Annotated in this window: 5 protein-coding genes, 2 rRNA genes and 2 pseudogenes; 3 read left to right on the top strand and 6 right to left on the bottom strand. The window is 43.7% G+C overall.

The window, feature by feature from the left end; translation table 11 throughout:
* Positions 1–17: 17 nt before the first annotated feature.
* The 3 genes and pseudogenes from leuC to leuA form a co-directional block, all read right to left on the bottom strand.
* On the bottom strand, positions 18–1,430 hold the full coding sequence (gene leuC / locus L0B17_RS03445) for a 3-isopropylmalate dehydratase large subunit (RefSeq protein WP_235087593.1): 1,413 nt from the start codon (positions 1,428–1,430) through the stop codon (positions 18–20).
* The gene (leuB, locus tag L0B17_RS03440; RefSeq protein WP_235087592.1) at positions 1,430–2,524 is read right to left on the bottom strand and encodes a 3-isopropylmalate dehydrogenase; all 1,095 of its coding nucleotides are present in this window, start codon (positions 2,522–2,524) and stop codon (positions 1,430–1,432) included. Before leuB ends, leuC begins: the two co-directional genes overlap by 1 nt.
* Positions 2,521–4,088 (bottom strand): annotated as a pseudogene (gene leuA, locus L0B17_RS03435) (2-isopropylmalate synthase). The gene leuB and the pseudogene leuA overlap by 4 nt, the downstream one beginning before the upstream one ends.
* A gap of 509 nt (positions 4,089–4,597) precedes the next feature.
* Between leuA and L0B17_RS03430 the strand changes: the two are divergent.
* A complete protein-coding gene (locus L0B17_RS03430) occupies positions 4,598–6,364 on the top strand; it encodes a hypothetical protein (protein WP_235087590.1) in 1,767 nt (588 codons plus the stop codon).
* Between the two features lie 122 nt (positions 6,365–6,486).
* Here the strand turns inward: L0B17_RS03430 and recQ are convergent.
* A pseudogene (gene recQ / locus L0B17_RS03425) lies at positions 6,487–8,309 on the bottom strand (DNA helicase RecQ).
* A gap of 166 nt (positions 8,310–8,475) precedes the next feature.
* Here recQ and L0B17_RS03420 point away from each other — a divergent pair.
* Together L0B17_RS03420 and rarD are read left to right on the top strand one after the other, a co-directional pair.
* A complete protein-coding gene (locus tag L0B17_RS03420) occupies positions 8,476–8,940 on the top strand; it encodes a thioesterase family protein (RefSeq protein ID WP_235087588.1) in 465 nt (154 codons plus the stop codon).
* A 112-nt stretch (positions 8,941–9,052) separates the two neighbouring features.
* Positions 9,053–9,955, top strand: coding sequence for an EamA family transporter RarD (gene rarD, locus L0B17_RS03415; protein ID WP_235087586.1), 903 nt, complete (start codon positions 9,053–9,055; stop codon positions 9,953–9,955).
* A gap of 1,010 nt (positions 9,956–10,965) precedes the next feature.
* On the opposite strand, the gene rrf is transcribed toward rarD, so the two are convergent.
* Positions 10,966–11,081: ribosomal RNA gene (rrf, locus tag L0B17_RS03410) — 5S ribosomal RNA — on the bottom strand.
* 159 nt (positions 11,082–11,240) lie between these two features.
* A 23S ribosomal RNA gene (locus tag L0B17_RS03405) occupies positions 11,241–14,143 on the bottom strand.
* Positions 14,144–14,326: the final 183 nt, after the last annotated feature.

Below are 14,326 nucleotides of genomic sequence, written 5' to 3'. Positions count from 1 at the left end.
TTATCTCCTTTATCGGTTTAGTAAGGTTTGCGAATATCAACAAAATGACCGGCTATTGCAGCTGCTGCTGCCATCGCTGGACTGACTAAATGAGTACGACTACCACGACCCTGGCGACCTTCAAAGTTACGATTACTGGTTGATGCACAGCGATCGCCCGCTTCTAAACGGTCATCATTCATTGCCAAACACATTGAACACCCCGGTAAACGCCACTCAAAGCCCGCTTCAATAAATATTTTATCCAGGCCTTCAGCTTCCGCCTGTAACTTCACTTGACCAGAACCTGGCACAACGATTGCGGTAACCCCCGCGGCCACTTTGCGATTTTTAGCATGTGCTGCGGCTGAACGTAAATCTTCAATACGTGAGTTGGTACATGATCCAATAAACACTTTATTAATGGTCACATCGGTCATTTTAGTGCCCGATGTCAGGCCAATATATTCTAATGCCTTAATAATACTGTTACGTTCTGTGCTATTGGTCTCATCATCTGGATTCGGTACCACACCATCAATTGCAACAACTTGACCAGGGTTAGTTCCCCAGGTTAACTGCGGCGCAATATCTTTAGCTTCTAGCACGACTTGTGCGTCAAACTGGGCATCTAAATCGGTTTTCAATTCAGACCATGCGGCAACAGCCTGATCCCAATCTTGGCCTTTTGGCGCAAATTCACGCCCTTTTAAGTAATCAAAAGTGATTTGATCAGGCGCTACCATGCCGGCTTTTGCGCCCATTTCGATGGCCATATTACACAAAGTCATACGACCTTCCATTGATAATGCCGTTATTGCATCACCACAAAACTCAACCACATAACCTGTGCCACCGTCCATACCCAACTTACCAATAATAGCTAGCACGATATCTTTAGCGGTTACACCGTCGGTTACACTGCCACGCACTTCTACTCGCATGGTTTTAGCTTTTAATTGACGTAAGGTTTGGGTTGCTAAAACGTGTTCAACTTCAGATGTACCAATACCAAATGCTAATGCACCAAAAGCGCCATGGGTGGCGGTATGGGAATCTCCACACACAATAACACTACCTGGTAATGTGATGCCTAACTCAGGCCCCATTACATGCACAATACCTTGGTTTGGGTGATGGATATCATATAATCGCACACCAAAGTCTTTACAGTTTTGTGCCAGAGTTTCAACTTGGATTCTTGCCATTGGGCTTAGTGCATCAAGGCTGGCACTTTTAGTCGAAGTATTGTGGTCCATGGTCGCAAAGGTTTTTTCTGGCGCGCGTAATTTACGTCCAGCCACCTTTAAGCCACTAAAGGCTTGCGGCGATGTCACCTCATGCACTAAATGACGATCCACATAAATAATTGGCGCTTCAGCTTCTGGACTGGCCACTATATGTGCGTCCCACACCTTTTCGTACAATGTTTTTGCGCTTGTTTGCGACATTAGATACCTTCCTTAATAGCATTAGCGATGAAATCGCCCATTTGCTTGGTCGATTTGGCTTGGCTGCGCTGATCTGCTGTTAATAATTCGCCGGTTAAATAACCCGCTGATAATGCTTTGCTTACTGCACGCTCAATGGCGGTTGCAGCGGCTTCTTCTTTAAAGCTGTGACGTAACATTAATGCGGCCGATAAAATTTGGGCAACTGGATTAGCAATGCCTTTTCCTGCAATATCAGGCGCGCTGCCACCTGCGGGTTCAAATAAACCAAAGCCTGTACTATTCATACTGGCCGATGATAATAAACCCATAGAACCGGTTAACATGGCGATTTCATCAGAGATAATGTCACCAAATAGGTTTGAGCATAACATCACGTCAAACTCATTAGGACGACGCAGTAATTGCATAGTCGCATTATCAATATAGATATGTTCAAGCTCAACATCAGGGAAATCTAGCGCGACTTCTTCTACCACTTGGCGCCATAATACTGAGCACGCTAGCACGTTGGCTTTATCGACTGAAGTCACTTTATTTTTACGACCGCGCGCCGCTTCAAACGCAATACGGGCAATGCGGCTAATTTCACGGCGGCTATAACGCATGGTATCAAAAGCTTCTTCGTCGTCGCCTTCTCCTTGGCGTCCTTTTGGCTTACCAAAGTAAATACCACCGGTTAACTCACGTACACACAATACATCAAAACCGCGGGCTGAGATGTCGCTACGCAGCGGTGACATATGCTCTAAACCATCGTGTAATTTTGCTGGGCGTAGATTACAAAACAATTCAAAGTGACCACGAAGAGGTAATAATGCACCGCGTTCTGGTTGGTCGTTAGGGGGTAGTTTCTCCCACTTTGGGCCACCAACGCTACCAAATAAAATCGCATCTGCTGCTTCACAGCCTTTTAATGTGGCGTCGGGTAATGGGCTGCCATGATTATCAATCGCAATGCCGCCTACATCATATTCGGTGTATTTAATATCGAGGTTAAAACGTGCTTCTACTTCGGCGAGCACTTTACGTGCTTCAGCCATCACTTCAGGACCGATACCATCACCCGACAATACTGCTACTTGATAACTCATACGCCACCTAACTCCCTATCTTTATGAATCTGTTGTTTAAAATCTGCCACTTTATCGGCACGGTAAGTTAAATTCATCACATGCACTAATGCTTGTGCAGACGATTCAACTACATCAGTTGCTAAACCAACGCCATGGAAGTTTTGGCCATTGTATTTGGCAGTAATATCCACTTGCCCCAATGCGTTTTGACCTTCGCCTTTGGCGCCTAATTTATAGCTGGTTATATTAATCTCACGCCCTGTTGCACGGGCAATCGCATTGTATGCTGCATCAACTGGACCATTACCTGTGGCGGCTTCGGTTTTTTGCTCGCCATCAACCACAATACGTATAGTGGCTGTCGCCACGCCTTCGGTTGAATCTGAATGCACCATCATATGCTGCAATTCATAGTTATCATCATCTTGCGCTTGTGACTCCATAAACACTAACGCTTCAAGATCGTAATCAAATACTTGACCTTTTTTATCGGCTAACTTTAAGAACTGATCATATAAACTGTCCATATCATAATCAGTGGTCAGATAGCCCATTTCTTCCATGCGATGCTTAATCACATGACGGCCAGAACGCGAAGTCATGTTCAAATTATTACGATTTAAGCCAATACTTTCAGGGGTCATAATTTCGTAAGTATTTTTCGCTTTTAACATGCCATCCTGGTGAATACCTGACGAATGTGAAAACGCATTCGCGCCAACTATCGCTTTATTCGCTTGAATAGGCATATTACATAACTGGCTAACTAAACTTGAAGTGCGGTAAATTTCTTTAGCGTTAATGCCACACTCTAGATTTAATAACCCTTTACGAGTCGATAAAATCATCGCGATTTCTTCAAGTGAACAGTTACCCGCACGCTCACCAATACCATTAATCGTACATTCAATCTGACGGGCACCCATTTCAACCGCGGTAATCGAATTAGCAACCGATAAACCTAAGTCGTCGTGGCAATGCACTGAAATTATAGCTTGATCGATATTAGGCACGCGATTAAACAAGGTCTGGATAATGCCACCAAATTCACTTGGAATGGTATATCCGACTGTGTCAGGAATATTAATGGTGCGCGCACCCGCGGTAATTGCCGCTTCTACCATGCGGCATAAATTATCAATCGGTGTTCGGCCGGCATCTTCACAGGAAAACTCAACATCATCGGTAAATTTACGCGCATATTTAACCGCGTGAACAGCCATTGCTAATACGTCGTCAAAGCTGCGTTTTAATTTGCTTTCAACATGAATCGTTGAAGTAGAAATAAAGGTGTGAATACGGAATTGGTCTGCCACAGATAAGGCTTGAGCGGCGGCATCAATGTCTTTCTCTAGCGCTCGAGCTAATGCACACACGCGGCTGTTTTTAATCGTTTGGGCAATGGTTTGAACTGACTTGAAATCACCGGGGATGAAATAGGAAAACCCACCTCCATGACATCAACACCAAGACGCTCTAATGCTAATGCGATTTGAAGTTTTTCTTTCACTGTCAAACTGGCTGCCAAAGCCTGCTCACCATCTCTTAATGTGGTATCAAAAATTATGACTCTATCAGACATCGACTTTACTCCATTTTTGCCTTTGCTTTTTAAACTAAATTGGCAATTGCTTCTCGATAATTAATACATTTTCAAATGCGTATAAACAAAAAAACCCCGCGACATCATGCGCGGGGTTTGTGATTGGTGAGAAAATTAATTCACATTCAGCACAACAGGCTCCGCGCAGTTTCTGCGAATGAGGAGAAGGAGCCCTAGAAGTACGTTAGTATTATTCATAATTTTTAAATATCTATTCTATTTTTATCGTGTTCGAATTTTCTCTTGGGTTAATAATTACCTTGGCAACGCCTCAGTGTCAACCCCCTTTTTACTAAGTTGAATAATATGAGTGACGATTAAAATGAATAATCATTGAATAGTGACTGAATATATAACGTTATAAAGTGAGCTATCTTGTTGTTTCACTTTTAACTTAGCCATTAATTTTGTGCATTATTTAACTTGAAATCAGTATACTCTGCGCTACTCTGGCGTCTTTTTATCAATCCTAATAGGTCATCATGTTTTTGTGGCAGTTGTTTACACGCATATGTTGTTTTCTTGCAACAGGGTCACTGATACTGAGTGCTACAGCGTTATCCTTAAACAGTGCAGCAGCCACTGCTTTTTCTTATCAACAAGTATTATCTGCTGCTGAGTATCAGCTCAAAACGCCCGCTAAAAAACTCGACTATATCGATTGGTTATCGCCGCAATATCCTACACAAGCTAAAACACTCATTGATGAACTTGAATCATTACATCAAGCTAAGCCTTTTTTAGATCGCAACTATTTGAGATTGCATTTGTTAAGTTGTTTAAATCTTATTGATTTAGGCTTAAATGCACAAGCCGTCAAAACGGCCAAACGTGGTGTCGAAATGGCTCAAAAAATGCGTATAGATTTAGCTAGACCCTATTTTTTAGCCTGCGAAGCGAGTGCATTAGATTTAGAAGGCGAACAAATTCTGGCAACTCTCGTCAATGAGGAATCGATTAAATTAGCTCAACTGTATAATCAGCCTCAGGCATTAATTCAGGGTTTAATGACCAGAAGCATTAGAGACAATGCTAATGAAAGCCTCTCTCAAGCATCAGAAAACATGAAAGTCGCTATAGAGCTTTATCCTGCTGCAAAAGATCAAACCCCTTCATGGCACATACTGCCTGAACCTTATTTGAAACTAGTGATGAGCAACTTAATGTATTCTGCTGGCGACTCGTTATCAGCATTAGAATATGCCAAAGAAGCACAAGCCTCCGCCCAAGCAAATGGCATGATTGCTATCGGTACCGCATTTTATTTAGCACGTATTTCTATATCTTCAGGTGAGTTTAAATCTGCAGAGAAATATTTAGCGTTAACTCGCGCTATGACACCTGAATCAGGCAACTTAAATAGCCAAGCTAATTTTAATGCCCAAACAGCTTATATTGAATTACATTTGGGTAACTTATTGCCTGCTGAAGCCGCTATTGAAAAAAGCATCGAATACTTTATCAATACTAATGATGATATAAAATTAATGCGCGCAAAACGCACCTTAGCAATGATTTACTTTGCGCAACATAAAACCCAGCAAGCGTTAGTGTTGATGAATGAAAATATTGCTCAAGCTAACCATAACAATCAATATGAATTGGCTTTTTATCAGCAAGAACTTAAATACGCAGCTAGCCAAAAAGCCAATGAAAAACTGACCAATACACGCATTGCCCAGCTTAGGGCTAATCGTGAACCTATTGAAAACATTACCCAACAAATGAACACGTCATCGTTAATCTTTCAAGCACAAAATATCGCATTGTTAAGTTTAGCTATCTTTATTTTATTGGCATCGTTTATTTTCTTCCTTTCCCGCAAGCCTAAAACTGAACTCAACTTGAGAAATAGTGATGACCCATTGCAGCAAGTCGATACGATGTTAGACTTGGCGAAGCAGAGCCATAGCCCCCTAACGTTATTGCTACTCGACACAGTCAATATACGTGATGTGGATGTTGCGATAGTGCGGCAAGCAATACAGCAAGTTTTACGAGAGCAAGATAGAATTTTGCTTCTGAGTGACCGAATAGCGGTATTATTACCCTTCACAACGGATAACGGTGCAGCAAGAGTAGTTGATCAATTGGCTATCATTATTCAGCCATATCAAGCCGCCAAAGTTAATTTTGGCATTGCCAGCCTACAACAACTTGATAACCTTGATACGCTAATTAAGCGTGCAGAATTAAACAAGCTGGGTAATTTACAGAAGCTGCACAAAACACTCGATAGACACAATGTTAGATAACAAATAAGTGGATAAGAGATAAGTAAAAATAGACAAAACGACATCGACGTTTATTGACTGAAAATCGTTAATGTAAGTTTCGTTTGAATGTTATTGCAGACAGAAACAGGCGTAATTAGCTATTAATTATTGGCTAGATAGTCACTGATCTCATCCAAAAACTCACCACCAAAACGGTCTAGTTTAATTTGACCAACGCCATTTACCGCCAACATTTCACCTGGGCTTGTGGGTAACATGGCAGACATTTCAGCGAGTGTTGCATCATTAAATACCAAGTAAGGTGGTATATCGTGTTGTTCAGCCAGTTCGCGGCGCAATAACTTTAACCGCGCAAATAACTTACGATCATATTGCTGCACCGAACGGGTATTGGGCTTACGTTTTACATCTAATAACTGAATCCGCGGCTCAGCTAACATCAGCGCCATTTCAGCTTTTAAAATAGGCCGTGCGGCAGGATTTAAGCGAATACTTGAGCCCGGGTAATATCTTGACTGGCTAAACCAAGGTGGATTAATTGCCTAAGTACACTTAACCAGTGCTCAGCAGACTTATCAGCACCAATTCCCCAAGTTGTCAGCTTGTCGTGCCCCCTGTCTATCACATTCGCGGCCTTAGAACCCCTAAGTACGTCAATAATATGATGCATACCAAAACGTTGCTGTAATCTAAACACGCAAGACAGTACTTTTTGTGCATCTTCAGTGCCGTTATATCGTTTAGGAGGGTCAAGACAAATGTCGCAGTTACCACAGGGTTCAGAGGCACTCTCATCAAAATAATGCAGTAGCACCTGACGACGGCAAGTCTGTGCCTCAGCAAATGCAGCCATAGTGTGCAATTTATGAAACTCAACCTGTTGCTGTGGACCTGGTTCAGATTGTTCAATCAAGTGTCGTACCCGCCCTATATCGGCGGGGTCAAATAACATGTAGGCTTCGGCTTCTAGGCCATCGCGACCGGCACGGCCAGTTTCTTGATAATAAGATTCAATACTTTTAGGAATATCGTAATGCACTACAAACCGCACATTCGATTTATTAATTCCCATACCAAATGCCACTGTCGCAACGACTATATCAACTTGATCTTTTAGAAATTTATCTTGTATATCCGCCCGATCATCCTGACTCATGCCTGCATGATAACCTTGCGCTTTAAAACCTTGTAAGCGCAAGCGCTCAGACACCTCATCAACTCTGCGACGACTACTACAATAAATAATGCCACTGGCACCATTTTGGACTTGGAGATATTGGCGTAATTGATTGGCGGCATTTAATTTTTCCGCCACGGTATAACGAATATTGGGCCGGTCAAAACTGGCTAATAATATATAGGGCTGAATGTGCAGTCGTTCACAAATGCTTTGGCGGGTAGCCTGATCTGCTGTTGCCGTTAACGCCATTAATGGAATATGTGGGAAATGCTCTTTAAGCGCACCGAGTGCGGCATACTCAGGTCGAAAGTCATGGCCCCATTGACTAATACAATGGGCTTCATCAACGGCAAACAATGAAATGGTAAGTTCATGCATGCGCTCAATAAAATCTGGTCTTAATAATCGTTCTGGAGAAACGTAAAGCAGCTTAATCTCGCCTTGGTGCAACTGACGTAAAATAGCGGCGCTTTGTTCCCGTGGCAAAGATGAATTTAAATAAGCCGCACTCACACCACTTTGTCTTAAGCTATCGACTTGATCTTTCATTAAAGAGATTAACGGTGACACCACAATTGTTAGTCCAGACATAACCAACGCTGGTAACTGGTAACACATGCTTTTACCGCCACCGGTTGGCATAATGACCAAGGTATCGTTGCCGGATAAAGCTTGCTCAATAACCTCACGCTGACCATCGCGAAAATCGCGATAACCAAAGACTTGCTGCAATTGTACAGCTAATAAATCAGTATGAGTTGCTTGAAGTGGTTGTGATGTCATCAGCGGGTAATAGGATATCCATGTTGGTTGAACAAAACAAAATGAGTCGACTATTCTAAAGCACCCATGCAGAGATGTCTTGGCTTAAACAACATTCACCTCTTTCAAATGATGCGAATTAACGCTAGATTAAATACTCTACGTTTAATACAACCCAAGGGCGAACATGACAACAGCTATTCAAGCGCAAGTTTTACAGCAAGTTGCGGAGATTTTCGATAAACATGTCCCATTTCATAATCTACTTGGATTAGACATCATACGTTACGATATTCATGGCGTCGAAGTGGCCATTAAGATGAAACCTGAATTAATTGGCAATATTCACCAAAATATTCTTCATGGTGGAGTAACCGCCACAATACTTGATGTTGTCGGCGGTTTAACCGTTTTTGCAGGGTTAGTTGCCAGCCGAGATGATTGGCAAATTGATGAGCTGCAACAGCGTCTCACCACCTTAAGTACAATTGATATGCGCATTGATTATCTTCGCCCTGGTAGAGGTCAAATATTCACAGGTACAGGCAGCGTTATTCGCTCTGGTAACCGGGTCTCGGTCTGCCGTATGGAATTACATAATGAAGAAGGAACTCATATTGCCTTCGGTACTGGCACTTATATGGTGGGCTAGTGTGCACAAAATCTTTACAGCAACAATCGAATAAGATACACAAGTTTACTTGAGTCAATAATCGATGAGGCATACAATCGCCAGCTAATTTACCTAACCCTCCTGTGAACTTATGCCTGATTTAGAATACCGCAAAGGCGTTATACTTTCTGTGTGCGCCTACGTTATCTGGGGGGTTGCTCCGCTTTACTTCAAATTACTCATCCAAGTGTCTCCACTTGAAATCTTAATGCACCGAGTTATTTGGTCATTTGTATTTATGATCTTGTTAATGCAATTTATCGGTGGATTTGGGCGTTTACGCTTAGTGCTTAAACAGCCCAAACAAGTAGGAGTATTAATTGTTACCTCGATATTAATCGCAGCTAATTGGTTAATCTTTATTTGGGCTATTAATAATGACCACATGTTAGATGCCAGTTTAGGTTACTTCATCAACCCTTTATTTAATGTCTTTTTAGGTATGTTATTTCTAAGGGAAAGGTTGCGTAAGTTGCAGTGGCTTGCTGTAAGCTTGGCCTTTATTGGGGTGCTTCTGCAGTTAATTTCTTTTGGGTCTATTCCATTGGTATCGCTAGCATTGGCCGCTACTTTTGGTTTCTACGGCTTACTGCGCAAAAAGGTCAACATAGATGCTAAAACAGGCTTACTAGTTGAAACAGCATTACTACTACCAATCGCTTTAGGTTACTTACTGTTGACTCTAGATTCCTCCGCAACCAGTATGCTAGTCAATAACCTTAGTTTAAACCTGACTTTAATTGCAGCGGGAATTGTAACGACTATTCCCTTACTTTGCTTTGCGGGTGCTGCTGTACGTATCCCCTTTTCCATTCTAGGGTTCTTTCAATACATAGGCCCCTGTATCATGTTCATGATAGCTGTAAAGCTATTTAATGAACCCTTTGATATGGAAAAAGGGCTAACGTTTGGGTTTATTTGGTTAGCGCTTGTGGTATTTGTCAGTGACATGTTTAAGCAGCATCAGAAACGAAAAAACGCAAGTAACCCATAAATCACCCAAACCGTTAACGGGTGGCTTGAACATGGATCAAAGCCAGTGCAACATCTGGCTTTGATCCACGCTAATAATCTAATCTTTATAGATAATAGCCGCAATAACTGACAATAAGCCTTTCCAGCCTTTTGTAATTTAAAACAGTCACAATTCCATTTTGCTAAAAATATAATCTCATCACTGTGTCAGCAGACATCAATTTTTTGCAATAAAACAACGTACTAATTTGTAATTAATCAAGCTACACAAGCAAACTGCAGCCGCCCGGATGCGTTTGTATTTATTAGCCGTAGCTTACTTTTTTGATGTGCGCACGCAACCTCGGTCATTACCGACTAAGGTCAGTCTTAGGGGGCATGAATCACTGTGCTATAAGAAAAGGGATTATTGCTTTATTAGAGTATATTTAGCGCCGTCATAGCCAGTTTCAGACCAGTCCTTCATATTCACCCCAACATCAAACTGTGTTTGATAAGCACTAAACCTACTATTACAGAGGCATATCGATCACACTACCTATAACCTCAATCCGATTTAATCTGTGATCTTTCTGCGGGGAGCAAAGTACTGTTCGAGAATAATTTTCAATCCGCAAACAAAAAAGCCACACTACTTTTATGCTCAAATGCTATCCTCAAATCGCAGACGTAAAAAAGCCCGTTGCGTTAACAACGGGCTTATCACTCTCTTTTCAGAGAAATGTTTCGAGTCAATTTGGCGCCTGGAAAGACCTACTTTCACATGGGCATATCGGCCACACTACTTTTATGCTCAAATGTTATCCTCAAATCGCAGACGTAAAAAAAGCCCGTTACATTAGTAACGGGCTTATCACTCTCTTTTCAGAGAATGTTTCGAGTCAATTTGGCGCCTGGAAATGACCTATTCTCACATGGGCATGTCGGCCACACTACGTTTATGCTCAAATGTTATCCTCAAATCGCAGACGTAAAAAAGCCCGTTACATTAGTAACGGGCTTATCACTACTCTTTCGAGTCAATTTGGCGCCTGGAAATGACCTACTCTCACATGGGGAGACCCCACACTACCATCGGCGATACTGTGTTTCACTTCTGAGTTCGGAATGGGATCAGGTGGTGCCACAGCTCTATGGTTTCCAGACAAATTTGGTTTATCTAACACACTCATTGTGCATTAAATAATAATTCGGAAAGCTGATTTGCTTACGCCCTTATCAGAGCTTCGCTTATTTGAGTTTTCGCACTGCTTAAGTGTCACATTCTAATACTAAGTCGTATCAGTAAAACCCATCTGGGTTGTATGGTTAAGCCTCACGGGTCATTAGTACAAGTTAGCTCAACGCCTCACAACGCTTACACACCTTGCCTATCAACGTAGTAGTCTCCTACGGCCCTTTAGAGAGCTTAAAGCTCTAGGGATGACTCATCTTGGGGCTCGCTTCCCGCTTAGATGCTTTCAGCGGTTATCGATTCCGAACGTAGCTACTGGGCAATGCCATTGGCATGACAACCCAAACACCAGCGGTTCGTCCACTCCGGTCCTCTCGTACTAGGAGCAGCTCCCCTCAATCATCCAACGCCCACGGCAGATAGGGACCGAACTGTCTCACGACGTTCTGAACCCAGCTCGCGTACCACTTTAAATGGCGAACAGCCATACCCTTGGGACCGACTTCAGCCCCAGGATGTGATGAGCCGACATCGAGGTGCCAAACACCGCCGTCGATATGAACTCTTGGGCGGTATCAGCCTGTTATCCCCGGAGTACCTTTTATCCGTTGAGCGATGGCCCTTCCATTCAGAACCACCGGATCACTATGACCTACTTTCGTACCTGCTCGACGTGTATGTCTCGCAGTTAAGCTGGCTTATGCCATTGCACTAACCGTACGATGTCCGACCGTACTTAGCCAACCTTCGTGCTCCTCCGTTACTCTTTGGGAGGAGACCGCCCCAGTCAAACTACCCACCAGGCACTGTCCTCAACCCCGATAAGGGGCCAGAGTTAGAACATCAAAACTACAAGGGTGGTATTTCAAGATTGACTCCACTCCATCTAGCGACGAAGCTTCAAAGTCTCCCACCTATCCTACACATGTAGGTTCAATGTTCAGTGCCAAGCTATAGTAAAGGTTCACGGGGTCTTTCCGTCTAGCCGCGGGTATACGGCATCTTCACCGCAATTTCAACTTCACTGAGTCTCGGCTGGAGACAGCGTGGCCATCATTACGCCATTCGTGCAGGTCGGAACTTACCCGACAAGGAATTTCGCTACCTTAGGACCGTTATAGTTACGGCCGCCGTTTACTTGGGCTTCGATCATGAGCTTCTCTTGCGATAACCCAATCAATTAACCTTCAAGCACCGGGCAGGCGTCACACCGTATACGTCATCTTGCGATTTTGCACAGTGCTGTGTTTTTGATAAACAGTTGCAGCCACCTGGTATCTGCGACTGCCGTCAGCTTAGGGAGCAAGTCCCATCACCAACAGCAGCGTACCTTCTCCCGAAGTTACGGTACCATTTTGCCTAGTTCCTTCAGCCGAGTTCTCTCAAGCGCCTTGGTATTCTCTACCCGACCACCTGTGTCGGTTTGGGGTACGATCCCTACTAACCTGAAGCTTAGAAGATTTTCCTGGAAGCATGGCATCAACTACTTCATCACCTTAGTGACTCGTCATCAGCTCTCAACGTGTACATTTAAGTACGTGTTCCCGGATTTGCCTAAGAACACCGCCTACTACCTTAAACGCGGACTACCAACGCCGCGCTAGCCTAGCCTTCTCCGTCTCTCCATCGCAGTTAGCAGAGGTACAGAAATATTAATCTGTTTTCCATCGATTACGCCTTTCGGCCTCACCTTAGGGGTCGACTCACCCTGCCCCGATTAACGTTGGACAGGAACCCTTGGTCTTTCGGCGAGGGAGTTTTTCACTCCCTTTATCGTTACTCATGTCAGCATTCGCACTTCTGATACGTCCAGTGTGGGTTACCCCTTCACCTTCAACCGCTTACAGAACGCTCCTCTACCGCTTGCAGTAAACTGCAAACCCGTAGCTTCGGTGGTATGTTTAGCCCCGTTAAATCTTCCGCGCAGGCCGACTCGACTAGTGAGCTATTACGCTTTCTTTAAATGATGGCTGCTTCTAAGCCAACATCCTAGCTGTCTAAGCCTTCCCACATCGTTTCCCACTTAACATACACTTTGGGACCTTAGCTGACGGTCTGGGTTGTTTCCCTTTTGACAACGGACGTTAGCACCCGCTGTCTGTCTCCCGAGTAGTACTCATTGGTATTCGGAGTTTGCAAAGGGTTGGTAAGTCGGGATGACCCCCTAGCCTTAACAGTGCTCTACCCCCAATGGTATTCGCTCGAGGCGCTACCTAAATAGCTTTCGAGGAGAACCAGATATCTCCGAGTTTGATTGGCCTTTCACCCCCAGCCACAAGTCATCCGCTCATTTTTCAACATAAGTCGGTTCGGTCCTCCAGTTGATGTTACTCAACCTTCAACCTGCCCATGGCTAGATCACTCGGTTTCGGGTCTACGCCTTGCAACTAAACGCGCAGTTAACACTCGGTTTCCCTACGGCTCCGCTATTCGCTTAACCTCGCTACAAAACGTAAGTCGCTGACCCATTATACAAAAGGTACGCAGTCACGGTCTCAAGAACCGCTCCCACTGCTTGTACGTATACGGTTTCAGGTTCTATTTCACTCCCCTCACAGGGGTTCTTTTCGCCTTTCCCTCACGGTACTGGTTCACTATCGGTCAGTCAGGAGTATTTAGCCTTGGAGGATGGTCCCCCCATATTCAAACAGGATGTCACGTGTCCCGCCTTACTCGTTTTCATCTATGGTTAGTTTTCATGTACGGGGCTATCACCCTGTGCCGCTGTGCTTTCCAACACATTCCACTAACACCCCATAGACTTAAGGGCTAATCCCCGTTCGCTCGCCGCTACTAGGGGAATCTCGGTTGATTTCTTTTCCTCTGGGTACTTAGATGTTTCAGTTCCCCAGGTTCGCCTCATGCAACTATGTATTCACTGCATGATGACCACTTATGTGGCCAGGTTTCCCCATTCGGATATCGTTAGCTCAAATGCTTATTACTAGCTCGCCAACGCTTTTCGCAAGTTATTACGTCCTTCATCGCCTCTGACTGCCAAGGCATCCACCGTATACGCTTAGTCACTTAACCATACAACCCAAATGAGTTTCACTTGCGTGAACTAATTAGACTGTATCGCAACTAGCTGGTTTTTACTTGTCTCACTCCCGACTAGGAAGTGTGACTCGCCTTAGTTTTTAGAATATTCAAGACACTTAAACAGTGTTTTGAGAACTCAAGTGTTAATACTTTCGTATTAACGTTTTTCGCACT

This window comes from Shewanella sp. OMA3-2 (assembly GCF_021513195.1).
GTDB lineage: Bacteria > Pseudomonadota > Gammaproteobacteria > Enterobacterales > Shewanellaceae > Shewanella.
Note: the sequence above shows the minus strand (reverse complement) of the source record. Positions and strands in the feature narration are given on the sequence as shown.